This is a genomic window from Terracoccus sp. 273MFTsu3.1 (assembly GCF_000383675.1).
Lineage (GTDB): Bacteria > Actinomycetota > Actinomycetes > Actinomycetales > Dermatophilaceae > Terrabacter.
On record NZ_KB911824.1, the window covers coordinates 1 to 24,171 of the forward strand.

The following is a 24,171-nucleotide window of genomic DNA, read 5'->3' on the forward strand; positions in this document are numbered from 1 at the left end:
GCCACGCCCGCGAGATCATCACCCGCCCCGGCTCGCTCTGGGCCACCCTGCCCGTCGACATCCGCACCGGACGAGCGATCTCCCGCCCGACCCGCAGCTACCGACCCACCCCCGCCATGGTCGAACACGTCCAGGCCGTCGACGGCATCTGCCGCGGACCCGGCTGCCACGTCCCCGCCACCCGCTGCGACCTCGACCACGAGACCCCCTGGCCCACCGGCCCCACCAGCATCGACAACCTCCACGCCAAGCACCGCCTCCACCACAACCTCAAGACCAACGGCACCTGGACCTGCGCCCCCAGCACCGACGACGGCCTCACCTGGACCACCCTCACCGGCCGCACCTACACCACCCACCCCAAGAACTGGCGCGACGGCATCGACCCACCGGATCCTCCCGATCCTCCCGATCCTCCCGATCCGCCCGGTCCACCGGAAGCGCCGGATCCACCGAGCCGGCCGAGCACGCTCGGGACCGAGGACGACCCACCCCCGTTCTGACGCGGTCGACGCCGCCGTGGCGTGAATCACGAGGACGTCCTACTAATCCGAACTCGCGAGTAGGATCACGCTTCGTGAGCACGAATGCCGACTTCGACCTGTTCCGGACCAGCGAGGACCACGAGGCCCTGAGGGAGGCCGTCCGCGCGGTCGCCGAGGACAAGATCGCCCCGTACGCCGCCGCCGTCGACGAGCAGGCCCGCTATCCCCAGGAGGCGCACGACGCCCTCGTCGCCTCCGACTTCTTCGCTCCGCACGTGCCTGAGGAGTACGACGGCGTGGGTGCGGACGCTCTCGCGACGTGCATCGTCATCGAGGAGGTCGCACGGGTCGACGCCTCGGCGTCCCTCATCCCGGCCGTCAACAAGCTGGGCTCCCTCCCGCTCATCCTCGCCGCGAGCGACGACGTCAAGGCCCGCTACCTGCCGCCCCTCGCGAAGGGAGAGACGACCTTCTCGTACGGTCTGTCCGAGCGCGAGGCCGGCTCCGACACCGCGTCGATGAAGTGCCGGGCCCGCCAGGACGGCGACGGCTGGGTGCTCAGCGGCCAGAAGTCGTGGATCACGAACGCCGGTGTGTCGGAGTACTACACGGTGCTGGCCGTCACCGACCCCGACGGACCCCGCGGCGGCAACGTCACGGCGTTCGTCGTCGAGAAGTCCGACGAGGGCTTCACCTTCGGTGAGAAGGAGCGCAAGCTCGGCATCAAGGGCAGCCCCACGCGCGAGCTGATCTTCGACAACGTCCGGATCCCCGGCGACCGCGTCGTCGGTGAGGTCGGCGACGGCCTCAAGATCGCCCTGCGCACCCTCGACCACACGCGCGTCACCATCGGTGCCCAGGCCGTCGGCATCGCCCAGGGTGCACTCGACCAGGCGGTCGCCTACGTCAAGGACCGCAAGCAGTTCGGCACGCGCATCGCCGACTTCCAGGGCATCCAGTTCATGCTGGCGGACATGGCGATGGAGCTCGAGGCTGCCCGCCAGATGGTCTACGTCGCGGCCGCCAAGTCCGAGCGCGGCGACAAGGACCTCACCTTCTTCGGTGCGGCAGCCAAGTGCTACGCCTCCGACGTCGCGATGAAGATCACGACCGACGCGGTGCAGCTGCTCGGCGGAGCTGGCTACACGAGCGACTTCCCGCTGGAGCGGATGATGCGTGACGCCAAGATCACCCAGATCTACGAGGGCACGAACCAGGTCCAGCGCGTGGTCATGGCCCGCCAGCTGCTGCGCTGAGCCCAGCGCAGGAGCTGCGCCGATAGAGGGTGTAGGGCCCCTCCGTGCGCACGGGGCGCCAAGCCGAGGAGCTGCGGATGCCGTCGACCCCGCGGTAGGCGGACAGGATCTTCGCTGTCACGGGGTGGGCGGGCTGGCCCCCGGTGATCGCCCACTCGACGTGGTGACGGGCGGCTGCCGCGCAGACCGCCGAGTCCGTACCGACGTCGCGGAGCCGGAGCGACAGCAGAGCCACGTCGCCGGGGTAGTTCGTCTTCTCGGTCGGAACGAGCAGGCGGCGACCGCTGACGACGTAGAGATAGGTGGCGCCGTTCCACGGGTTCGCGGCGACGACGGCGTCGTCGGGCAACGAGGTCGACAGCTCGCGAAGGGCGCGCAGCTCCCCGTCGGACACCCAGGACCGGGCCGCCGTCGGGTGGAAGTACGGCCTCAGAACCTGCTGGTGCGCGCTCACGTGGACGAGCGTGACGAGACCCAGCACGAGGACCGCCGCACCGCTCGCCCATCCCTCGTGCTCCCGCAACCCGTGGGCGGGAAGGGACCGTCGAAGTACGGCGATGACGAGGTCTGCGATCCAGAGCAGTGCAGCGGATGCGATGAGGACTGCAGGCAGCACCGCGATCGCCTGGATCCGCGGGGTGTCGTTGTACCAAGGCCACGTGAGGGCGCGGACGGACCGGTCGTCGACGGCGATGTTGAACCAGAGGAACGTCAGGGAGACCCCGAGGGCGACGACGCACCAGGCTGCGTTCCGGTGACGGAGCGCAACGGCTACACACCCGAGTCCCACTAGTGCTGCGAGCACCGGGAGCACAGCCACCCCGTCGGCGGCGAAGAGCAGGACGTACGACCAGACCCTGTCGGCACTGAGGCCCGGTCCGAGGCGCCCGATGTCGAACATCGACGGGCTCCGTAGGACGACGACGGCCCCGACCGCAAGCGCCGCGGCCACGAGACTGCCGACGACGAGGCCGACCGCCAGGCCGCGACGTGTCGTCCGAAGGCCCCAGGCGGTCGTGACGACCCACTGCCCGAGCGCGAGCCCGGCCAGGAGCCCGAACGTGAGAAGGGCATTCGGGTGGGCGAGCGCGAGGGCTCCCACGGCGACGACGAGCAGGAGCGCGCACCGGCCTCGTCCGGCGACGACGTACGGGTGGCCGGTCGGGCCGTCCACCAGCCCCGCGACGACAGCCAAGGAGGCGGGGACGAGGGCCATCCCGAGCACGAGCGGCCACAGCACGCCGTAACCCATGAGGAGGTAGGGGTAGGCGCCGAACGCCACACTCGTCAGTCCGGTGGCGAGTGCCACGCCGGGCCGGTTGCCCAAGACGGTGAGGGCCAGGACGACGCAGCCCAGGGGCCAGACGACACCGACCACGACGAGGACGAAGGCCGTGCTCGCCACCGGCGCGGACGCGCCCGTGAGCAGCGACACGGTCGCCGTCAGGCCGTGGAAGGCAGCGGGGTAGAAGCCCGACCAGCTCGGGATCTGGAACTGTCCTGCCTGCAACGAGGAGATCGTGCCGTTCCGGAGCATCCACTGCACGTCGGCCAGGTGGAACACCGTGTCTGGGTTCTGCGGGAAGGACTCGGGGGAGCCCTGCTCAGGCAGCACGGAGACGAGCACGACGACGAAGGCGAGGAGCACGGCGCCGAGGGCGTACCGGGACACGTCGATGCCCGCGCCACGGGTCCTGTCACTGGTGGGGTCCGGTTGCAGGAGGGCCCGCAGGCCGGCGCAGACCAGCCACAGGACGGCGGTGGCGACCAGGAGCGGCCCCACCCCCCACCTGATGTCGACGAGAGGGAGCAGCACCCCGGTGGCGGCGACGAGCCCCGTGCTGACCACCGGGGCGACGGCAAGGGCCGCCAGGGGGCGGAGCCCGAGCAGGAACAGGGCGACGGCGCCGGGAACGAAGAGCAGCAGCATCGCCGCAAGAGAGGCGGGGAGGGTGTCGAACCACGTCGACGATCCGGGGACGAGGACCCCCACGTGCACTCCTTCCGGGGGCTCGGTCGACCCACGAGACCCACGTACGCTGGCGCCTCACCTTAGCCCACGGGTGCTCGGGCGCCTCCGACCTCACGTTAGGCTGACGAACCGCTCGAACGGGTTCGGGCTCCCTTTCCTGCCTGACGACGACAAGGACCTCTCAGTGGACGTCACCCCTGACCACGTGCTCCCGGTCAGCGTCATCATGCCGATCCTCAACGAGGAGAGGCACCTTCGCGACGCCGTCGCGATGATCCTTGCGCAGGACTACTCCGGACCGCTCGAGGTCGTCCTCGCGCTCGGGCCCTCGACGGACCGCACCGACGAGGTCGCTGCCGAGCTTGCTGCCGCGGATGCCCGCGTGCACGTCGTGGCCAACCCCAGTGGGCGAACGCCCGACGGGCTCAACGCCGCGATCGGCGCCAGCAGCGGCGAGGTCATCGTCCGCGTCGACGGTCACGCGGAGATCCCCGACGACTACATCAGCGTCGCGGTTGCCGAGCTGCTCCGGGTCGGCGCCGACAACGTCGGCGGGATCATGGACGCCCAGGGCACGTCGGCCTTCGAGCGTGCGGTGGCCGCCGCGATGCGCAGCCCGCTCGGCGTCGGGAGCGCCCGCTTCCACACCGGCGGCGAAGCGGGCGATGCCGACACCGTCTACCTCGGTGTCTTCCGACGCGGGGCGCTCGAGCGGGTGGGCGGCTACGACCCGCACTTCTCCCGGGCGCAGGACTGGGAGATGAACCACCGCATCCGCGAGACGGGCGGCAAGGTGTGGTTCACGCCCGCCCTCAAGGTCACCTACCGTCCCCGCGCATCCGTCCAGGCCCTCGCCAAGCAGTACTTCCACTACGGGCGGTGGCGCCGTGTCGTCGCGCGACACCACGAGGGGACCATCAACCCGCGCTACCTCGCCCCGCCGACGATGGTCGGCGTCACGACCGTGGCCACGATCGCCGGCTTCGTGTGGCCGCCCGCCTGGATCGTCCCGGCGGCGTATGCCGTGGGCGTGACGGCCGGCGGGCTCGCGATCAGCAGGGGCGAGTCGGCGGCGACCCGGGCCGCGACGCCCGTCGTCCTCGCGACGATGCACTGGTCGTGGGGCATAGGGTTCCTGACGAGCCCGAGCAGCCTCAAGCGCTGACTCGCGGGCGACACCGCCAGACCTCTTCTCACACGACACCTCATCGGAAAGGGACGTCGATCGTGCTCGACAACGCGAAGCTGCTGGTGCAGCTGGGCCAGCAGGCCGTGCGCCGCCAGCTGGCCAAGCGCAGGCTCTCCGCGCGAATGGAGCGCTCGGGCCTCGAGCGCGGCACCGATGCCCCGTTCCGCTGCGCCGTCTACTTCTCCGACGACCCGGTCAACCTCTACCAGATCCGGCAGTGGTACGCCCCCCTCCAGGAGCTGGCCAAGACGCAGCCCGTCGTCGTCATCTCGCGCATGCCCGAGACGACGAGCGTGCTCCTCGACGAGTGTCCGCTCCCCGTCATGCACGGACCTCGCGTCACCGACATCGAGGCGTTCATGGCGGCCCACGAGATCGGTCTCGTCCTCTACGTCAACCAGAACGTCCGCAACTTCCAGATGCTGCGCTTCGCCGAGCCGGCCCACGTGTTCGTGAGCCACGGCGAGAGCGACAAGTCCTACATGGCCTCCAACCAGCTCAAGGCCTACGACCGCGTCTTCATCGCGGGACCGGCCGCCGCCGAGCGACTCCGTGGTGCACTCGTCGAGTTCGACGTCGACGCACGGGCCGTCGAGATCGGTCGACCGCAGGCAGACGTCACCTACGAGGCGCCGCAGCTGCCCGACGACGGGCGCACCACGATCCTCTACGCCCCCACGTGGGAGGGCGACCGGCAGAGCATGGCCTACGGCTCCATCGCGACGCACGGCGCGGCGCTGCTGACGAGCCTGCTCGCCGACCGCAGGTTCCGGGTCGTCTACCGACCGCACCCACGTTCAGGGACGTTCGACCCGGCATACGGCACGGCGTCGACGCACCTGGCCCGCCTCGTCGCGGAGGCCAACCACACCGACCCCGCGGCCGGGCACCTCGTCGACACGGAGACGGCGTTCGGCTGGCACCTGGCCCGGCTCGACGCGTGCATCACCGACATCTCGGCCGTGGCCCTCGACTGGCTCGCCACCGGCAAGCCACTCGTGCTGACGCGTCCGGCGAACCCGCGCGCCGACGTCGAGCCCACCCGGCTCAACACGAGCGTGCCGATGGTCGAGGTCGACCGTGCGCGCGAGATCATCGGCATCCTCGACGACGCGATGTCGGCGTCCGACGACTCCCGGACCGAGGTCGTGCGTCACTACTTCGGCGACACGAGCCCCGGTGCGGCGACGCAGCGGTTCGTGCGGGCCTCGACCGATCTCATCGAGGCACGGCTCACCCGGATGGTGCGCCAGACCTAGACCGACCCGAGAGAGTGCCCCGGCACGGACCCGACGCGGCCGTGGACGCGGCACATGGCGAGCACCCCTAGACTTCGGCGAGGATCGGGTGGGGGACCGCCCAGCCCGGCCCCGGATGCAGAGGCCTCGAGACAGCACGAAGGAGAAGGTGGTCTGCGCGCATGATCGGCGTGTCCCAGTTCCGTGGCCTCATGGCCAACCGTCAGGTGGTGCGCACCCTCGTGGAGCGCGACCTGCGCGTCCGGTACGCCGGCAGCGTGCTCGGCTGGGTGTGGACGGTGCTCGACCCGCTGCTGATGGCCCTCATCTACCTGGTCGTCTTCACCGTGATCTTCCAGGCACGACGAGGCGGCCACCAGCCCTACTTCCTGCACCTCGTCACCGGTCTGTTCCTGTGGCAGTGGTTCGCCCAGAACATGACGGAGACGTCCCGGGCGCTGCTGTCGGAGGCGCGCCTCGTGCGTTCGGCCAACCTCCCGCGTGAGCTGTGGGTCGTACGCGTCGTCCTCGCCAAGGGTGTCGAGTTCGTCCTGACCCTCCCCGTCATCGCCGCCTTCACGATCTTCTACATGATCACCGGGCAGACGAAGCTGCACTGGACCATCGTGCTCCTCCCGGTCTCGCTGGTGCTGACCTTCCTGCTGTCCGTGGGCATCGGCATGATCCTCGCGCCGGTCACCGTGCTCGTGAACGACATGGCTCGCGTCGTCCGCATCGTGCTGCGCCTCGGCTTCTACGCCACCCCCGTGCTCTACAGCGCCGACATGGCGCCGCCGGTGCTGCAGAAGCTGCTCCTGTTCAACCCGATGAGCGGCATCCTCGAGCTCTTCCGCTCCGGCTTCTTCAAGGGTGAGATGAACATCCTGTCGGTCAGCTCGGCCATCGTGCTGACGGTCATCCTGCTGTTCGTGGGGTCCATCGTGTTCAAGCGGCTCGAGCCGGCCGTGCTGAAGGAGATCTGATGGCCAAGCCGGTGATCGAGGTGCGCAACCTCGGGATCGAGTTCTACCGCTCCCGTCGTCGGCGCATGTCGCTGCGCGAGATGGTGCTCAAGCGGCAGAACAGCGCGCCGAGCGAGACCTTCTGGGCACTGCGGAACATCTCCTTCGACGTGGCCCGGGGCGAGGCCGTCGGTCTCGTCGGCGGCAACGGCAGCGGCAAGAGCACGCTCCTGCGGATGATCGCCGGCGTCATGCTGCCCGACGAGGGCCACGCCAAGGTCCGGGGCAGGGTCGCCCCGCTCATCGAGCTCACCGGTGGCTTCCTCGGCGAGCTCACGGCGCGCGAGAACGTCTACCTCGCGGCGGGTCTGCACGGCCTGACCAAGGAGCAGATCGACGCCCGCTTCGACGAGATCGTCGACTTCGCCGGCCCGCAGGTGCAGGCCGGCATGGACATGCCGTTCCGCCACTTCAGCTCCGGCATGCAGGTGCGCATCGCCTTCGCGCTCATCACCACCCTCGACCAGCCCGTCGTCCTCGTCGACGAGGTCCTCGCCGTCGGCGACCGGGCGTTCCGCGAGAAGTGCTACGAGCGGATGGAGAACATGCTCTCGGGCGGCAAGACGCTCTTCCTCGTGTCGCACAGCGAGCACGACCTGCGTCGCTTCGCCGAGCGTGGCCTCTACCTCGCCTCGGGCCAGCTCAAGAGCGACGGTCCCATCGACGAGGTGATCGCCCAGTACAACGCCGACGCCGACGCGGACGCCGCTTCGTGAGGCTCGACGAGCGCCCGCTCGTCGGCGACGCTCGTGCCCGGGCCGTGCACGGCCGGTCCTCCGGGGGCGACCTCGTCGTGGTCGGCGGTGCCCCGGCCTCGGACCTGCTCGAGTCGCTCGAGCCCTTTGGCCTCGCCCGTCCCTCCGCGCCCGTCGAGGCACACACCACCTCGTCGGACCTGCTGGCCGCGGCAGATGCGGCCGCGCGGGCAGGCGACGTCCCGCTCGTCGTCGTCAGCCACGACGTGCGGATCAGCCCGGTCGCGCTCCTCGACCTGCTCGACGGACCCCGCGACGTGACGTCGACCGCGGTCGTCGACGGCCCGGTGACCGACCTGCGCGGCGACGCCCCCGACCTGACGCCGGGCGGCTTCGCCCCCGTGCGGGTCGACCCCGGGCCCCGCCGCGTCACCTCCGTCGGAACGGTGCGCCACGTCGTGAGCGGACCGACGACGTATGCCGCCGGCATCCTCCGCGTCGCCGCCGCCGATCGCGCCCACGTGGGCGAGGTCCTTCGGGCGGCAGCGACGAGCGAGTCGGCGGGGGAGCCCGGCATGCAGGCCTTCGACCTGGCCCTGCTCTCCGTCGTCCGCGACGCCGTGGTCCCGGTCACGGCAACGCCCCTGGCTCACGTCACCGTCGAGCGCGGCCACGAGCAGCGGCCCGGCGTCGTCGGCTCGGCCTGGCAGCAGCGCCTGCGGGCCGCCTCGCGCGGCAACGACGGCGTCTTCTCGACGCACGCGATCCGCCCGCTCTCACGGCGCCTCACGGCATACGGCCTCGGGCGCGGCTGGACGCCCAACGTCGTCACGATAGTCAGCCTCCTGCTCGGTCTGGCGGCGTGCGCCCTCGCCGCCGTGGACACGCGCTGGACGTGGGTGCTCGCCGCCGTCCTGCTCCAGGCCTCGCTCGTCGTCGACTGCGTGGACGGTGAGCTCGCCCGGTTCACGCGTCGCTACAGCCCGCTCGGCGGGTGGCTCGACGCCGTCAGCGACCGCATCAAGGAGTTCACGCTCGTGGCGGCGGTCGCGTGGGTGGCAGCGCGCCGGGGCGACGACCTGTGGTGGCTCGCGATCGTCGTGCTGGCCCTCCTCGCCATCCGTCACGCCGAGGACTTCGCCTACGCGACGCGCCACCGTGCCCTCTCGGCCCGACCCGTCGTGCCACGCGCTCTCGACGTGCCCGGCGACGGGGGAGCGCAGGGCGCCCGCACCGACGTGCCGGCGGCCCCGACGGGCCGTGCTCGTCTCGTCCGCGACGTCAAGCAGGTGCTGCACCTGCCCATCGCCGAGCGCTACCTCGTCATGTCGATCGGGCTCCTCCTCTACAGCCCGGCCCTCCTGCTGTGGGCGCTCGGGGTCGCGTCGGCCATCGCGTTCGCGTGGACCCAGGTCGGGCGCCTCGGCAAGGCCCTGACCGGGCGGGACCACTTCCGCGCCGACCGGCCCGACCCCACGCTGCCGCACCTCGTCGACCTCGCCGTCGTGCCGCGGCCGACCGGTCGAGGACGGCTCGCCTGGCAGCTGCCCGGCCTGCTCATCGCCGTCGAGGCGGCGGCACTGCTCCTCGCCGCGGGCGCTGACCCGGTGGCCCGCGCCGCCGCGTACGCGTGGCTGGCGGCCGTGTGCTGGCACGTCTACGACAACGTCTATCGGCTGCGCGAGACCGGCCGCGGCACGCCGCACGCCCTCGTCCGCGCCACGCTCGGGGTCGAGGGCCGCGTCGTCGTCCTCGCGATCATCGGCGGCCTCACCGACCGGCCCGCCGTGCCGCTGCTCGTCGGCGCGGTCCTGCTCATCGTGGCGTATGCCGCCGAGTCCGCCCGCGCGTGGCGCGCGGTCATCGGGTCGGCCCCCTCCGGTGGGGCCACCGATGCGGCAGCGGACGGTTCGACACGGCAGGATGGCTCCTCGTGACGCACGACCCGACGAACGACCGCCCGACCATCGCCGAGCTCAAGGCCGTCGCCCAGCCGCCCGAGCACATCGCCCGCTACAACGCGGAGCACTGGGCCGGCGCGCTCTACATCCGTCACCTCTCGATCTACGCGACGCGCGCCCTTTTGCCGACGCACATCTCGCCCAACGGCGTCACCTGGCTGATGATCCTCACCGGCCTCGTCGGTGCGCTCGCCATCCCGTTCGGCGGACTGGTCGGACCGATCGTCGCGGTCGTCGCCATGCAGCTGCAGATCCTGCTCGACTGCTCCGACGGTGAGGTCGCCCGGTGGCGCCAGCGGTTCTCGCCCGCCGGCATCTACCTCGACCGCATCGGGCACTACGTCACCGAGGGGGCGATCCCCGTCGCCATCGGGCTCCGCGCCGACGGGTGGAGCCTGTCGGCGCCCGGCGACGTCGGGGGCTGGACCGCGCTCGGCATGCTCGTGGCGCTCGGTGTCCTGCTCAACAAGGCCTTCACCGATCTCGTCCACGTGGCCCGCGCCAAGACCGGACGTCCGCCGCTCGAGGACGTCGAGGGCACGGCCCGGCCCAAGGCGTCGGGCATGGCGCGGCTCCGACGCGCCTTCGACTACGTCCCGATCTTCCGGGCCTTCGTCGCCGTCGAGGCCTCGATCCTCGCGCTCGTCGCGGCGGTCGTCGACGCCGTGCGCGGTGACCTGCTCGGCACGCAGGTCCTCGTCGTCGCGATGGTGCCGCTCATCGTGGTCACCGCCGGGGGTCACCTGCTGGGCGTGCTGTCCAGCTCGAGGCTCGACTGATGGCGGATGCGGTCGCGCCGCTGCCGGTGCTCCAGTGGGCCCAGGAGCACGGCGAGGTCGGCGGTGTGCGCACGAGCCATGCCCAGCTGACGTCCGTCCTCCGGGGCGAGGGCGTCCCCGTCTCCTACGTCGACACCGGATCGGCGCGGCGGGCCGCCGCGATGCTGCCGCGGCTGGCTCACCGGTCGCTCCACCTGCTGCACCTGACCCGCCTGTGGCGGGCCATGCTCCTCGCACCGGCCTTCGCACTGCTGCCGGGGCGCACCGTGCTCGTGCTCCACTCCGGCTCGACCGGGGGGCAGGTCGCGCGGATGACGGCGTGGCGGCGCCGGGCGCTGGTGCTCGCGCTCTACGCGTACGACGAGATCTGGGCGGTCAACGACGAGATCGGGGCCATCCTCCCCGCCGCGCTGCGCGCGCGGATCACCGTCGTGACGCCCTTCGACTCGTCCGCGGCGCCGGTGCCGAGCCCGTACGAGCGGGAACCCCACGCACTCGCCCTCGCGACGAACGCCGGACTGGCGCACTACAACGCCCAGCTCGGCATCGACACGGTCCGTCGCGTGCGTCAGCGCTGGAGCGACGCGACGCTCACCGTCCTCGCCTACGGCCACGACTCCCCGGAGGTCGAGGCTCTGCGCCGTCTCGCCGACGTGGAGCCGTGGCTGACCGTGGCCTTCGACTCCAGCGCCGACGAGGTGTCGGCCGTCCTGTCGCGCGTCGGCACGTTCCTGCGCCCCACGAGCTGGGACGGGGACTCCGTCATCGTCCGGGAGGCGCAGGCGGCCGGCGCCACCGTCGTCGCGACTGACACGGCGCCACGGCCGGCCGGCGTCGTGCTCGCCCCTCTCGACGCCGACGCGCTCGCCGCAGCCGTCGTCGACGGAGGACCCGTCAGTGACGGCAGTGGCCTCGCCCAGACGACCCTGGCCGACGCGGTGCGATCCGCCGAGTCCGCGGCGACTCGTCGCTGAACACGCGGACCGGTACCCTCGCTGACGACGCGGTGGGTCTCCCGCCCCGTCCACCTGCCCTAGGAGAAGAGTGACCCACCGGACCGTCATCACCTTCGGGACCTTCGACGTCTTCCACGTCGGGCACGTCAGAGTGCTCCAGCGAGCCGCCGAGCTCGGCGACCGCCTTGTCGTCGGCGTCTCCGCGGACGCGCTCAACATCGCGAAGAAGGGTCGCCCGCCGGTCTTCAACCAGGACGAGCGCCTCGAGATCATCTCGGCGCTCAAGGTCGTCGACGAGGTCTTCGTCGAGGAGTCCCTCGAGCTCAAGCGCGACTACATCGTCGAGCACGGTGCCGACGTCCTCGTCATGGGCGACGACTGGGCCGGCAAGTTCGACTGGGTCGGCGACGTCTGCGAGGTCGTCTACCTGCCGCGCACGCCGTCGGTGTCGACGACCGGCCTCATCGAGCACATCGCCAGCCTCGGCTGAGGCGCGCGCCACCGGCACGGAAGGGGCCCGGGACCGACGCACCCGGTCCCGGGCCCCCGCCGACGGCAGCCTTACTGCCCCCAGGCTGCCGTCGACGCGTAGGTCCCCGCCGACAGCGGCGCCGTGAGGCGAGCTGCTCCCTGGACGCGGTAGACGAGCAGCTTCCCGTCGCTCGCGCGCCGGGCCAGGATGTCGTCCCGGCCGTCACCGGTGATGTCACCGGTCCCGCGGACCGCGCTCATGCCGTTCCAGCCGGACGCGCCGATGACGACGGCGGGGCGGAAGCCTCCGGTGCCGTTGCCCGGGTAGAGCACGAGCGCGCCGTCCTGGGCACGCACCGTGACGAGGTCGCGGCGCCCGTCACCGTCGTACTCGCCGGAGGTCACCTGGCTCAGACCGTTCCAGCCGCTGCCGATCGTCGTGCTCGACACGATGCGTCCCGTGCCGTCGCCGCGGTGCAGCACGAGCCGCCCGTCGGTCATCCGGGTGGCGATGTCGGTCTTGGCGTCGCCGTCCCAGTCGCCGACGGGGACGACGAGGTTGACCGACCCCCAGCCCGTCGCGAGCTGGTAGCGGCCGGCGTTGAGGCCGCTCTTGCCGAGCCCGGGGTAGTACCACGCGGTGCCGGCCCCGTCGATGGCGACGACGTCACCGAGGCTGTCCTGGCTCCACGGGCCGACGGCGGCCGCGGCCCGCATGCCGCTGAAGCCGCCCGACAGGATCTGCTTCGTCGTGAACCCCATCGACCCGGTGTAGCTGACGGTCTTGAGGGTCGAGCCCGAGGGCAGGATGACGTCGGGCAGGGTCTCGCCCGTCACGTCGCGGGGGGAGATCGGGACGGACCGGGCCGGGGCCGACGTCACGGTCCACCACGTGCTGCGCAGGCCGAGCCGCGTGCGGAACGTGTCGCCACTCACGGTGCTCGTGCCCGCGGAACCGGTGACGGTCACCGAGGCGACGCGGCCGCCCCACGTCCCCGTGCCACCGCCGCCCGTGCGGGAGACGACGGCGACGCTGCGCAGGGTGCCGACCGTCGGGAACGCCTTCTCGACCGAGGTGGCGGCCAGCGAGGCGGACCACGTGCTCGGGTTGGACGACGAGGCGACGACTCCGTCGTAGGGGTCGGTCCTGGCCGGCAGGTAGGCCGTGCCGCCACTGACCGTGCGCCCACCGTTCGACGCGGAGTACTGGGTGAATGCGGCCTTGCCGCCGTACGTGAGGACGGTCCCCGCCGTGGCGGTCGTGGCGTTCGTCGAGCGCGTGTCCTCGTAGCGGCGCACGAGGGTGCCTGCCGAGCTGTAGTCGGCGATGCCGTTGTACGCCTGGCACGACACGTCGCAGATGTCGTAGACGCGAGAGCCGGCCGCGGCACGCGAGTGGGCGGCATACGTGCGCGCGGCCACCGCCTGCGCCGACAAGGCTGCTGCGGGCCAGCTCGGCGACATCTCGACGGGCACCACGGCGCGCGTGTAGCGCTCGGAGCCGACGAGGTTGACGGCATACGCCTTGCCCGAGACGGGCACGACGCGGACCGACCCGGCGTACTCACGCTGGGTGCCGCTCGGCAGCAGCACCCGGACCGCCGACGTCGAGGGACGGCTCACCGTGAGCGGCAGCGTCGAGCCCCGCCACGTCGTCACGGTGGACCAGCCCGCGCCCGAGTTCGCCTGCAGCGTCAGCGCCGAGCCCTCCGGGACGATGCGCCATCGGTAGGCGCTCGAGAGGGTGGACTGCCGCCTGCCGTCCGAGACGACCATGCCGCTGACCTTCGAGAACTGGGTGCCCGATGTCCCGACGGCCGAGAGCCACACGCGCAGCGTGGGGTCGCCCTGGGCGGTGCGCGTCGTGCCGGGGTAGTAGAAGCCGACGATCTGCGGCCACGTCAGGGCCTTCGTGGCCGCGCCGTAGGCACCCCACTGGGAGAGGCCGACGCCGTGGCCGAAGCCGCGACCGGAGAGGGCGAACGTCGACGAGGCCGGGCGCGCGTACGTCTCGAGCGCGGGCACGGCCGGCTGGGGGTCCCACTGGCCGTCACGCCAGATGGCGCCGGCGTTGCTGCGGATCGTCGGCAGCTGCTTGGTGTATGCCGTGTCGCCCGGGCACCCGGTCAGGCTGAGGTCGCGGTGCCCGATGGTCCGCGGCAGGGTCACCTTCTGGCCCGGGTCGAACTTCGAGTTGCCGCTCGAGGTCAGCGTCACCGACGACGTCGGGTCGAAGAGGGACCGGTCGGCCTCCCAGGCGACGAGCTTGGTCACGGTGCTCTGGGTCGCGGCCGGGAAGGGGAACGACGTGAAGTCGCCGATGACCGAGATGCCCGTCGTCTCGGCGTTGAAGCCGCCGGCCTGGGCGCCCTGGACGAAGCCGCTTGGGCTGCCCTTGCGGCCCTCGTAGGCACGGCCGAAGCGGTCGACGAGGATCTGGTAGCCGATGTCGCACCAGCCCTGGCTCTGCGTGTGGTACGCGTAGATCGAGCGGATGATGGCGGGCGCCTGGTCGGCGGTGTAGGTGTTCGAGTTGACCGTGTGGTGCACGACGACGGCCTTGAAGCCGGGGAGACGCTCGGCGTCGCACGTGCGCAGGCTCTCGTCCGCGCCCCACTGCGCACGCGAGATGATCGTCGGGCGGGTCACGGCCGCGACGGCCGAACCGGCCGGGGCGGACAGAGCGGCGTCGGCGCTCGACCGGCCGCCGTCGACGAGGCTCGCCCGCAGGCCACGCGGGACGGTGCCGTCGGGGGTGGTGACCCGGATGTCGATGCCGTCCGAGCCCGCCGCGGCGACGGCCTCGGTGCCCGGGCGCGCGTGACGGGCGTCAGCGGATCCCGGGTCGGGTCCGTCGCCGTCGAGGCCCAGATCGGTCCAGCCCGACCACCCGCCCTCCCCGTGGGTGCGCACCTCGACGTGGGTGCCGGCGGGTGGCGTCGTGTCGAAGGTGACGCCGGCGAGGTCGAAGTCGACGCCCTGGACCTGCTTCGTGGCCACGACGGGGTCGCCCGCGCCGTGTCGGTCACCGGCAGCGGCGGCGGTCCCGGAGGACGTCGCGGACCGTTTCGCGGTGCCCGTGCCGACGCCGGCGACGGCCGGGACGGCGACGTCGTGGACGACCGGTGAGACGGGGCGCGGCGTGGCACCGGACGTCACGGTGGGGACCACCATGAAGGTGGCGGTCAGCGCGACGACGGCGAGCGAGGTGGGGATGGGGCGCACGGGAGTCACTCCTGGGTCGGAAGACGCAATAGTCCCAAATGTCCCATTTATTGCAGCGAACGCAAGGCCTGGGTGGCCAATTCGTGACCGTGCCAGCCGAATTCACAGGAAAAGCGCATCGCGGGCCCGGTGAATGACAGCGGACGGTAAATTCCGGCTGCTCACCGCTGAATGGGAAAGGCGCGGTCACGACATTCGTGACCGCGCCTTTCCGGTGATCCGGAGGAGGGAGCTCAGCCGTGCGACGGCGCCGGCTGGAGGTCGACCGTGAGCTCGGGCTCGGTCTTCTCGCGCACCTCGGCCTCGGTGACCCCGGGCGCGAGCTCACGCAGCACGAGCCCGTTCTCCGTGACGTCGAGGACGCAGAGGTCGGTGATGATGCGCTGGACGACGCCGCGCCCCGTGTAGGGCAGCGAGCACTCCTTGACGATCTTGTAGGACCCGTCCTTGGCGTTGTGCTCCATGAGCACGATGACCTTCTTGGCACCGTGCACGAGGTCCATCGCGCCGCCCATGCCCTTGACCATCTTGCCGGGGATCATCCAGTTGGCGATGTCGCCGCCCTGCGAGACCTGCATGGCGCCGAGGATGGCGGCGTCGACCTTGCCGCCGCGGATCATCCCGAAGCTCGTCGCCGAGTCGAAGAAGGCCGCGCCCTTGCGCAGGGTCACGGTCTCCTTGCCGGCGTTGATGAGGTCGGGGTCCTCCTCGCCGTCGATCGGGTAGGCGCCGACGCCGAGGATGCCGTTCTCGGACTGGAGCACGATCTCGACGTCGTCGGGGACGTAGTTGGGCACGAGGGTCGGCAGGCCGATGCCGAGGTTGACGTAGGCACCGTCGGCCAGCTCTGCGGCGGCGCGGGCCGCCATCTGCTCACGGGTCAGAGCCATCTCAGGCCTCCTGCTCGGTGGTCGTGCGCGGGCGGACGGTGCGGCGCTCGATGCGCTTCTCGGAGGCCTGCTCGGCCGTGAGGGGGAGGACGCGCTGCACGAAGATGCCGGGAAGGTGGATCTCGTCGGGATCGAGCTGACCGGGCTCGACGAGCTCCTCGACCTCGGCGACCGTGACGCGGCCGGCCATGGCACACAGCGGGTTGAAGTTGCGGGCGGACTGGTTGAAGACGAGGTTGCCGTGTCGGTCGCCCTTGGCGGCCCGCACGAGCCCGAAGTCGGTCGTGATGGCCTGCTCGAGGACGAAGGTCTTCGTCTCACCCATCCACTCGAAGTCCTGGGTCTGCTTCGGCGGGGACGCCACGGCGACGTTGCCGGAGTCGTCGTAGCGCCAGGGCAGTCCGCCGTCGGCGATCTGGGTGCCGACGCCCGTCATCGTGAAGAACGCGCCGATGCCGGAACCGCCGGCGCGCAGGCGCTCGGCGAGGGTGCCCTGGGGCGTCAGCTCGACCTCGAGCTCGCCGGAGAGGTACTGCCGCTCGAACTCCTTGTTCTCGCCGACGTAGGAGCTGACCATGCGGCGGATCCTCTTGTCGCGCAGCAGGATGCCGAGGCCCCAGTCGTCGACGCCACAGTTGTTCGAGACGGCCTCGAGGTCGGTGAGGCCGGCGTCGTGGATCGCCGCGATGAGGACGGAGGGGATGCCGCAGAGGCCGAAGCCGCCGACCGAGAGCGACATTCCGTCGCTGATCCCGGCGATGGCCTCCTGGGGGGTGGAGACGACTTTGTCCATGGGTCGGACTCTATCCGCGCCGACGCGACGCGGTGCCGTGGGGTCGCCCCACACGAGCGCGCCGACCTGTGGTCGCCGAGCACGTATGCCGTCGGGCGCGCGGCGAAGACGAATGACAGGCATGGCATTCGCGACGGCCGGCGAAGAACACCTCTGTAATTCGTCGGACTGCCTTGTGATGGGTGTGACTGGAGTGCATAAATGGTGCGGGAGTAAACCCGTTCCCTCCCCTGACAAGAGGTTCACCATGGCCTTGCGCCGACACCAGCTGGGCCTCGTCCTCGCTCTTCCCGCGCTGACCGTGCCCATGACGGCGAGCCCGGCCGCGGCGGTCCAGGCGCCCCCGACCCGGACGCTCCCGAGCACCCTCGACGTGTACGTGCCCTACCAGGAGCAGACGGTCTGCGACCCCGTGGCGCGACCCGGCGTGCTCGCGTTCGCCCGGCTCATGACCTCTCACTACGGGATGGGCTCGACGGGCCTCATCGGTCGCGCCTGCGGCAGCGGTCCGTCGGAGCACTACGACGGGCGCGCCTGGGACTGGATGCTCAACGTCGACAACCCCTCGCAGGAGGCCGTCGCCCAGTCGGTGCTGGCCTGGCTGACCGCCCCCGACAAGAACGGCGTCAAGGGCGCCATGGCCCGTCGCTTCGGGATCATGTACATCATCCACGACCGCAAGATGTGGCGCTCCTACGCGACGGAGCGGGGCTGGGCGCCGTACTACGGCTCCTCGCCCCACACGGACCACGTGCACTTCAGCTTCAACTACGACGGGGCGGCCGGCCGCACGTCGTGGTGGACCGGGGCCGCGACCCGCAGCTACCTCACCGCACTCCCACGGGCGGCAACGACGCTGCCGACGACCCCGCCGAGCACCCCGACGACGCCGTCCCCGCCCGTGACGACGAAGCCCGCGGTGCTCTCCCACGGCATGCGCTCCGAGGCCGTGCGCCAGCTGCAGGTCCGGCTCGGCAACCTGCCCACGACCGGCTACTTCGGCGACCAGACGAAGGCCCGTGTCGTCGCCTACCAGACCTTCGTCGGGCTGCCGCGGACCGGTGTCGCCGACCTGCGCACGCAGGAGATCCTCGCGGCCCGCGGGTGGCGGAGCGTGACCGCCGCCTACCCGACGTTGACGTCAGGGACGACCTCGGCCGCCGTCAGGACCCTCCAGGGCAAGCTCGGCTCGCTGCCGACGACCGGCTACTACGGCAGCCTGACCCGGGCCCGGGTGACGGCGTACCAGAAGTTCGTCGGCCTGCCGCAGACCGGAGTCGCCGACCCCGTGACGCAGGCCCGGCTGTGGGTCCGCGGCTGGACCGGGACCGCGGCGGCGTCCGGCACGACGACGAAGGCCTACCCGACCCTGCGGTTCGGGATGACGTCGGCGGCCGTCAAGACGCTCCAGGCCAGGCTCGGCTCGCTGCCGACGACCGGCTACTACGGCACGCTGACCCGCGCCCGGGTGACGGCCTACCAGCGCTTCGTCGGGCTGCCGCAGACCGGCGTCGCCGACTCGGCCACGCAGCAGCGGCTCTACACGAGGGGCTGGTCGGCGACGACGAGCACCGTCGCGCTCGTCACCAGCAGCACCACGACCGGGAGGGACCTCGCCATGACCGCCTACGCCAGCACGTCGTCACGCAGCAGCGCCGGGGTCGCCAGCGTCGACATCGGCACGACCTACACGGCATACAAGAGCCTGACGCTCGCGAACGGGTCGCGTGGCGCCGCGGTGCGCGTCCTCCAGCGGGCGCTCGGCGGGCTCGCCGTCGACGGCGTCTACGGCTCCGTGACGCGCGACAAGGTCGTCTCGTTGCAGCGATCTCTCGCTCTGCCGCAGACGGGGGTCATGACCCCCGAGCTCTGGGACGTCCTCGAGGCCCGCGACTTCCCCTTCGTGGCCGACCGTTCGACGGTGCTGCGGGCGGGTGACACGGGCCCCCAGGTCGTCGCCGTGCAGCGACTGCTCGGCGTCCGTCAGACCGGTGTCTTCGACCTGGCGACGCGCGAGGCCGTCAAGTCGGCGCAGGCGCGGGCAGGCCTCGCCAGCACCGGGGTCGTCGCGTCCCGGACGTGGTCGCTCTTCGACCGGTTGTCGGCGTAGCGCCTTGCCGCTCAGGCGTTCTCGCGGGCGTCGACGGTGACACCCTCCGAGGCGAAGCGGTCCGCGAGGTCGTCGCGCTGACCGCGCACGAGTACGACCGACCCGTCGACCGCCCAGGCGGCGAGCGCTCGGCGCAGCACCGGCTCGAGGGTCCCGGCGATCACGACCCGCGGCGACGAGCCCCAGCGCTCGTCGGGCACGACGACGGCGCCGTATGCCGTGTCGACGCCGTCCGCGGCCAGGGCGACGTCGCCCGGCTCGGGGTCGGACATCGGCGAGAAGAGGTCGCCGTGGGTGGCGAGCTCACGGGCCTCGTCGACGGCGCCACCCGCGTCGTCGGCCTCGGGGTGTCGGCGGGCCAGGGCCGGCAGCGAGACGAGCACCGCGTCGCCTCCGTGGCCGGCGGCGGCAGCGGGGGATCCGGTGACGAGCACGTCGGCCCCGGTGGCCGCATCGCCGACGACGACCGTCGCACCGACCGACCACGTCGCGAGGGCCCAGTAGAGCGAGCGCCAGTGCGCCGGGAGGTCGATGCCGACCGTGGTGCCGGGCCCCGCCGCTGCGTCGTCCTGGAGGAGGTTCGCCGCCTTGGCGACCCAGTTGGCCAGGACGCGGGCGCTGAGCTCGATGCGCTCGCCCGCGGTCGGTCCCGGCTCGTCGTCGTACCACGTCAGGCGCGGCCGACCCGGGTCCGAGGCGACCATCCGCGCGAGCACGTCGGCCGGCAGCAGGTCGCCCATCAGCTGTTCTTCGCTCCTTCGACCGTGGTGCCGGCCGGCGGCTCGGTCAGCGGCTCGTCGTCCTTGAGGGCCTTGAAGAGGGCCTTGGCGCGCTCGGTGTCCCACTTGACGGCGAGGGCTCCGGCGCTCGTGCGGTACGCGAGGTCGGAGGTCGGCACGGACAGGGAGAGGCCCTCGTCGTTGCTGACGGCACGCATGGCCTGGAGCACCCGGACGGCGTCCATGATGCCCGTCTCCTGGCCGACGGCGAGGCCTGCGGCGGAGGCGTCGGCGAAGCTCTTGTAGCGCCACGGGATGAGCACGGTCGAGGGCGTCGCAGCCTTCTTCATGAGCGCCCCGAGGAACTGGCGCTGCCGGGCCGCGCGCCCGATGTCGCCGAGCGGGTCCTCGTAGCGGGAGCGGACGTAGCCGAGGGCGTTGCCACCGTCGAGCGTCTGGCAGCCTTTCTGGAGGTCGATGCCGGCCTTCTTGTCCTTCATGTTGCGCGGCACGCAGAGGTCGACCCCGCCGACGCTGTCGACGACGGCGGCGAAGCCACCCAGGCCGATCTCGATGTAGCCGTCGACGTGGATGCCGGTGACCTGCTCGACGGTGTCGGTCAACAGCTTGGGTCCGCCGATGGAGTACGCGGCGTTGATCTTGTTGGAGCCGTGGCCCGGGATGGGCACGTAGGAGTCGCGGGGCAGCGAGACCATGACCGGCTTGCCGCCGCTCTCGGAGACGTGGACGAGCATGATCGTGTCGGTGCGGTTGCCGGCCGCGTTGCCCGTCGCGTACTTCTTGCGCTGCTCCTTGGTCAGGCCCTCACGGCTGTCGGAGCCCACGAGGAGGTAGTTGTAGCCCGACGTGTCGGTGGGCCGCTCGCCGTCGGGGATGTTGTCGACCTTGTTGACGGCCCCCCACGCCTGCATCGGCACCCAGACCATGAAGCCGATCCACGCCAGGAGCAGCACGAGGAGCACGACGAGCGTGATGCGTCCGCGGCGCCAGCGGTAGCGAGGCTCCGGCGTCGGGGTGCCCGGTCCGGCGTCCCTCTCGTCGGCGCGCGAGGGGGCGACGCCCACGCCTCCGGCTCGCTTGGGGCGACGCCGGGTGTCGACGACGTAGGCGTCGTCGTGGCCGGGACGACGCGGAGTGCTCGGATCAGTCGGCATCGGCTGCCTTCACGCTCGGGGACGGGGGAACTTCGCCGGACAGTGTGACAGCCGTTCCTGTCGACTTCACGTGCTCGGCCGCGGACCCCGCCTCGTCGAGCGCGATGCGGCGTGCGAGTCGGGTGTAGCGCGTCTCCATCGCGCGGAAGCGCTTGTACGTCGTGACGACGAAGCCGAGGAAGGCCACGACCAGGCCGTAGAGGATGAGGTCGGCGCCACGTCCGATCCCCAGCGCCTTGGCGAGGTTGGTCCACGTCTTGCTCGGGTCGATGATCGAGTAGATGACGATGCCGAGGAGGAAGAGCAGCCCCAGTCGGCGCAGGGCCTGGGTGCGCTGGCCCGACCCGATGAGCAGTCGCCACGCGATGGCGAGGACGGCTGCGATGAGCAGGATCTGGATGACACTCTGTCGACTCATCGCCAGATCAGCTCCGCGAGGATGTTGACGGCGTTCCAGAGCGACTGGCCCTTGGCCTTGGAGTAGTCGGTGTAGAGGATGTGCACGGGCTCCTCCGTGTAGGCGACCTTCGCGCCGTCGAAGCGCATCGAGCCGATCTGGGAGACGATCTCGGAGGCGTGCGCCATCCGGTTCTGGGTGATGTCGAGGCGCTCCACGACGTCACGGTGCAGGACGCGCAGGCCGTTGTGCGCGTCGGTCAGTCGGGTGCCCGTCGTGAAGTTCGTGTAGGCGACCGCGGCCCGCAGGACGAGCCGCTTCGAGGCCGAGGCCTCGGTGCGCTCGTCGAGGAAGCGTGAGCCGAAGACGACACGCACGTCGCCCTGCCGGATGCGGTCCACCATGACCTCGACGTCGTGGACCTGGTGCTGGCCGTCGGCGTCGTAGGTGACGACGTAGCGCATGGCCGGGTCGCCGAGGGCGTAGTCGAAGCCGGTCTGCAGGGCCGCGCCCTGCCCGAGGTTGACCGGGTGGCGCACGACGGCCGCACCAGCCTGCTCGGCACGGTCGGCCGACGCGTCGTGCGACCCGTCGTCGACGCACACGATGTTGGGGAAGACGGCGCGGGCCTCTCGCACGACGTCGCCGATGACGGCTGCCTCGTCGTAGAGCGGCACGACCAGCCACACGTCCTCGTTCTGCATGCGCCCAGCGTAGAGCGCCTCCGGTGCCCTGACCGACACGCGAGGGGCGAGCGGCAGCACGCCCGGGAGCAGGGGCCGGGAACTAGAGTCGGGGCACCATGACGGACGACTCGACGGGCTCGGCCGCGCTCCGCATCGCGATCGTCGGCCCGACGCACCCGCACAAGGGCGGCGTCGCGGCGCACACGACGATGCTCGCCCACCACCTCGCGGACGCCGGGCACGACGTCACCCTCGTGTCGTGGGCCCACCTCTACCCCTCGAAGCTGCACCACGCCGATGCGTCCGTCCCCGACGGGGTGCCCGAGGTGCCTCCCTTCCCGCGGACGATCCGGGCGCTCAGCTGGGCCCGGCCCGACACGTGGGTGCGGGCCGGTCGGCGGCTGCGCGACGTCGACGCGATCCTCGTCGTCCACGTCATGCCTGCCGTCGTCCCGGCGCACCTGGCGCTGCTGCGGGCCGCCGGCGCCGTGCCGGGTGGCGCCGCGCCGCGCCCGCAGTCGGTCGTCGTCTGCCACAACGTCCTGCCGCACGAGCCGCACCCGGGGGACGCCCGGCTCATGTCGGTGCTCTTCTCGCGCGTCGACTCCGTGCTCGTGCACGGCGCGGAGCAGGCCACCGTGGCCCACGAGCTGGGTGCCCGGCGCGTCTCCGTGGCCGACCTCCCGCCCCACCTCCCCGGGGGCGACCCGATCCACCGCGGACCGCGGCCCGGGCCCACCCGGCTGCTCGCCCTCGGCCTGATCCGCGAGTACAAGGGCATCGACGTGCTCCTGCGCGCCATGCGGACGGTGCCCGAGGTGACCCTCACGATCGCCGGTGAGATCTGGGGCACGAACCGGGGCGTCATCACCCGCCTCGCCTCGGACCCGGCGCTCGCCGGACGGGTCGAGATCCGCGACGGCTACGTCCCCGCCGACGCGCTCGCCTCGCTCCTCGCCGACCACGACGTCCTCGCGCTGCCCTATCGCTCGGCGACGGCCTCGCAGAACGTCATCCTCGGCCACGCCCACGGGCTCCCCGTCCTCGCCTCCGACATCGCCCCCTTCTCCCAGCAGGTGGCCGACGGCGTCAACGGGATCCTCGTCCCGCCGGAGGACGAGCGGGCGCTCGCCGGTGCCCTGCGTCGTCTCGGCGACCCCGAGCTCCGCCGCCGCCTCGCCGAGGGCGTGCAGACCCCCGACCTGTCGGGACCGTGGGCGCACTACCTCGGAACCCTCGAGGCGCTCTCCGTCGACGAGAGCGTGCTCCTCGGCGACCCGGACGTCCCCGCCGACGAGCCCGGCGTGCCCGCTCACGACGGCGACGACCCCGACGGCGTCGACGACCCCGATCCCACGGCGGAGGACCGGCCGGCGGGGCAGGGCCTGCTCCCGCACGCCCGCCGCGTCCTGGGCAGCGGGGCTCGCCGTGTCGCCAGCCGGGCCCGTCGCACCGCGACCCGGGCCGTCGCGGCGCGCCGTCCCCTCGTCTCCCTGCGCCCCGACGACCTGCCCGAGTGGGTGCTCGCGACCGACGTGCTGGGCGAGCCCGACGAGGCCGACGACGCCCGCCGGCTCTCACGCATCCTCGGTCTGCCCCGCTCGCTCGACAGCGTCTCCGCGTGGGCGGCGCTCGGCAGCCTGGCGGCGGTCCTGCGCGTGCGCGACGACGGTCGTCGCAGCGCGGTCATCGTCGACGAGGGCGGTACGCGCTCCCTGCTGTCCCGGTGGGCCCGCGCCGTCGGCTTCGCCCCCGTCGAGATCGACTTCACGGGTTCGCACCCGAGCGTCGCGGCGCTCGACGTCGACACCGGCTCCCTCGACGTCATCGTCCGCATCCACCCCCATGGCTGCGACGCCGACGACGTCGACCACGTGCTCGAGCAGGCCTCGTGGGCGCTCCGCTCGGGCGGCCTCCTCGTCGTCACCGTCCCGATCGGCCCGCGGGCGGCCCAGGGGGCCGTCGGACCCGCCGACGTGCGTGGCATCCTGGCCCGCGCCCACGACCTCGGGTTCGTGCTCATCGGCGACCTCGACGGCGACGTCAACGCCCGGATGCGGGAGGCGGCGTCACGCGCCCGGGCCGACGACGCGGCATACGGCCTCGTGCGTCTCACGCTGAGACGGCGCTGAGCACCCGGATGACACTGCGA

At 71.8% G+C, this 24,171-nt stretch carries 20 protein-coding genes; 12 read left to right on the forward strand and 8 right to left on the reverse strand.

Annotation, left to right across the window (positions count from 1 at the left end; all coding sequences use genetic code 11):
• Positions 1-503 (forward strand): HNH endonuclease signature motif containing protein (locus tag H283_RS28230; protein WP_020144373.1); only part of this gene is annotated, 503 nt, incomplete at its 5' end.
• Between the two features lie 74 nt (positions 504-577).
• Positions 578-1,741, forward strand: a complete 1,164-nt coding sequence (locus H283_RS0115145; RefSeq protein WP_020144374.1) for an acyl-CoA dehydrogenase family protein — start codon at positions 578-580, stop codon at positions 1,739-1,741.
• Here H283_RS0115145 and H283_RS0115150 read toward each other — a convergent pair.
• The gene (locus H283_RS0115150) at positions 1,716-3,734 is read right to left on the reverse strand and encodes a DUF6541 family protein (RefSeq protein WP_020144375.1); all 2,019 of its coding nucleotides are present in this window, start codon (positions 3,732-3,734) and stop codon (positions 1,716-1,718) included. The two genes, H283_RS0115145 and H283_RS0115150, sit on opposite strands and share 26 nt — an antisense overlap.
• A gap of 163 nt (positions 3,735-3,897) precedes the next feature.
• Between H283_RS0115150 and H283_RS0115155 the strand changes: the two genes are divergently transcribed.
• From H283_RS0115155 to H283_RS0115190, 8 genes are all read left to right on the forward strand, one after another.
• Entirely contained in the window at positions 3,898-4,878 is a 981-nt protein-coding gene (locus H283_RS0115155; RefSeq protein WP_020144376.1) for a glycosyltransferase, read from the forward strand.
• Positions 4,879-4,940: 62 nt separating this feature from the next.
• Complete coding sequence (locus H283_RS0115160; RefSeq protein WP_020144377.1) at positions 4,941-6,161, forward strand: CDP-glycerol glycerophosphotransferase family protein; 1,221 nt, start codon at positions 4,941-4,943, stop codon at positions 6,159-6,161.
• A gap of 161 nt (positions 6,162-6,322) precedes the next feature.
• Complete coding sequence (locus H283_RS0115165; protein WP_020144378.1) at positions 6,323-7,123, forward strand: ABC transporter permease; 801 nt, start codon at positions 6,323-6,325, stop codon at positions 7,121-7,123.
• Positions 7,123-7,878 (forward strand): ABC transporter ATP-binding protein, encoded by a 756-nt coding sequence (locus tag H283_RS0115170; RefSeq protein ID WP_020144379.1) that lies wholly within the window; start codon positions 7,123-7,125, stop codon positions 7,876-7,878. Before H283_RS0115165 ends, H283_RS0115170 begins: the two co-directional genes overlap by 1 nt.
• Entirely contained in the window at positions 7,875-9,794 is a 1,920-nt protein-coding gene (locus H283_RS0115175; protein ID WP_020144380.1) for a DUF5941 domain-containing protein, read from the forward strand. The genes H283_RS0115170 and H283_RS0115175 overlap by 4 nt, the downstream gene beginning before the upstream one ends.
• Complete coding sequence (locus tag H283_RS0115180) at positions 9,791-10,597, forward strand: CDP-alcohol phosphatidyltransferase family protein (protein ID WP_020144381.1); 807 nt, start codon at positions 9,791-9,793, stop codon at positions 10,595-10,597. The genes H283_RS0115175 and H283_RS0115180 overlap by 4 nt, the downstream gene beginning before the upstream one ends.
• The gene (locus H283_RS0115185; RefSeq protein WP_020144382.1) at positions 10,597-11,571 is read left to right on the forward strand and encodes a glycosyltransferase; all 975 of its coding nucleotides are present in this window, start codon (positions 10,597-10,599) and stop codon (positions 11,569-11,571) included. Before H283_RS0115180 ends, H283_RS0115185 begins: the two co-directional genes overlap by 1 nt.
• A gap of 70 nt (positions 11,572-11,641) precedes the next feature.
• Positions 11,642-12,043, forward strand: coding sequence for an adenylyltransferase/cytidyltransferase family protein (locus H283_RS0115190; protein WP_020144383.1), 402 nt, complete (start codon positions 11,642-11,644; stop codon positions 12,041-12,043).
• A 71-nt stretch (positions 12,044-12,114) separates the two neighbouring features.
• Here the strand turns inward: H283_RS0115190 and H283_RS26765 are convergent, their stop codons facing one another.
• The 3 genes from H283_RS26765 to H283_RS0115205 form a co-directional block, all read right to left on the reverse strand.
• Positions 12,115-15,249, reverse strand: a complete 3,135-nt coding sequence (locus H283_RS26765; protein ID WP_020144384.1) for a SpoIID/LytB domain-containing protein — start codon at positions 15,247-15,249, stop codon at positions 12,115-12,117.
• 233 nt (positions 15,250-15,482) lie between these two features.
• Positions 15,483-16,139 carry a 3-oxoacid CoA-transferase subunit B gene (locus H283_RS0115200; protein WP_020144385.1) on the reverse strand — a complete coding sequence of 219 codons (657 nt, stop codon included), beginning with the start codon at positions 16,137-16,139 and terminating at the stop codon, positions 15,483-15,485.
• Between the two features lies 1 nt (position 16,140).
• Positions 16,141-16,932 carry a CoA transferase subunit A gene (locus tag H283_RS0115205; protein ID WP_020144386.1) on the reverse strand — a complete coding sequence of 264 codons (792 nt, stop codon included), beginning with the start codon at positions 16,930-16,932 and terminating at the stop codon, positions 16,141-16,143.
• A 247-nt stretch (positions 16,933-17,179) separates the two neighbouring features.
• On the opposite strand from H283_RS0115205, the gene H283_RS0115215 reads away from it, so the two are divergent.
• The gene (locus tag H283_RS0115215; RefSeq protein WP_020144387.1) at positions 17,180-19,042 is read left to right on the forward strand and encodes a peptidoglycan-binding protein; all 1,863 of its coding nucleotides are present in this window, start codon (positions 17,180-17,182) and stop codon (positions 19,040-19,042) included.
• Positions 19,043-19,053: 11 nt separating this feature from the next.
• Here the strand turns inward: H283_RS0115215 and H283_RS0115220 are convergent, their stop codons facing one another.
• The 4 genes from H283_RS0115220 to H283_RS0115235 are packed head-to-tail and all read right to left on the reverse strand — an operon-like array spanning position 19,054 to position 22,037.
• Positions 19,054-19,782 carry a TIGR03089 family protein gene (locus H283_RS0115220; RefSeq protein WP_020144388.1) on the reverse strand — a complete coding sequence of 243 codons (729 nt, stop codon included), beginning with the start codon at positions 19,780-19,782 and terminating at the stop codon, positions 19,054-19,056.
• Positions 19,782-20,936, reverse strand: coding sequence for an LCP family protein (locus tag H283_RS0115225; protein ID WP_020144389.1), 1,155 nt, complete (start codon positions 20,934-20,936; stop codon positions 19,782-19,784). The genes H283_RS0115220 and H283_RS0115225 overlap by 1 nt, the downstream gene beginning before the upstream one ends.
• Positions 20,926-21,354 carry a DUF2304 domain-containing protein gene (locus tag H283_RS25360; protein ID WP_020144390.1) on the reverse strand — a complete coding sequence of 143 codons (429 nt, stop codon included), beginning with the start codon at positions 21,352-21,354 and terminating at the stop codon, positions 20,926-20,928. Before H283_RS25360 ends, H283_RS0115225 begins: the two co-directional genes overlap by 11 nt.
• A complete protein-coding gene (locus tag H283_RS0115235) occupies positions 21,351-22,037 on the reverse strand; it encodes a glycosyltransferase family 2 protein (RefSeq protein ID WP_028785625.1) in 687 nt (228 codons plus the stop codon). Before H283_RS0115235 ends, H283_RS25360 begins: the two co-directional genes overlap by 4 nt.
• A gap of 98 nt (positions 22,038-22,135) precedes the next feature.
• Between H283_RS0115235 and H283_RS0115240 the strand changes: the two genes are divergently transcribed.
• Positions 22,136-24,151 (forward strand): glycosyltransferase family 4 protein, encoded by a 2,016-nt coding sequence (locus tag H283_RS0115240; protein ID WP_020144392.1) that lies wholly within the window; start codon positions 22,136-22,138, stop codon positions 24,149-24,151.
• Positions 24,152-24,171 lie beyond the last annotated feature (20 nt).

Excerpts from the sequence above, each read along its gene's own strand:
- H283_RS0115200 (WP_020144385.1), bottom strand. The coding sequence starts at position 16,139 with ATGGCTCTGACCCGTGAGCAGATGGCGGCCCGCGCCGCCGCAGAGCTG.
- H283_RS0115240 (WP_020144392.1), top strand. The coding sequence starts at position 22,136 with ATGACGGACGACTCGACGGGCTCGGCCGCGCTCCGCATCGCGATCGTC.
- H283_RS0115170 (WP_020144379.1), top strand. The coding sequence starts at position 7,123 with ATGGCCAAGCCGGTGATCGAGGTGCGCAACCTCGGGATCGAGTTCTAC.
- H283_RS0115205 (WP_020144386.1), bottom strand. The coding sequence starts at position 16,932 with ATGGACAAAGTCGTCTCCACCCCCCAGGAGGCCATCGCCGGGATCAGC.
- H283_RS0115235 (WP_028785625.1), bottom strand. The coding sequence starts at position 22,037 with ATGCAGAACGAGGACGTGTGGCTGGTCGTGCCGCTCTACGACGAGGCA.
- H283_RS0115220 (WP_020144388.1), bottom strand. The coding sequence starts at position 19,782 with ATGGGCGACCTGCTGCCGGCCGACGTGCTCGCGCGGATGGTCGCCTCG.
- H283_RS25360 (WP_020144390.1), bottom strand. The coding sequence starts at position 21,354 with ATGAGTCGACAGAGTGTCATCCAGATCCTGCTCATCGCAGCCGTCCTC.
- H283_RS0115225 (WP_020144389.1), bottom strand. The coding sequence starts at position 20,936 with ATGCCGACTGATCCGAGCACTCCGCGTCGTCCCGGCCACGACGACGCC.
- H283_RS0115215 (WP_020144387.1), top strand. The coding sequence starts at position 17,180 with ATGGCCTTGCGCCGACACCAGCTGGGCCTCGTCCTCGCTCTTCCCGCG.
- H283_RS0115185 (WP_020144382.1), top strand. The coding sequence starts at position 10,597 with ATGGCGGATGCGGTCGCGCCGCTGCCGGTGCTCCAGTGGGCCCAGGAG.
- H283_RS0115165 (WP_020144378.1), top strand. The coding sequence starts at position 6,323 with ATGATCGGCGTGTCCCAGTTCCGTGGCCTCATGGCCAACCGTCAGGTG.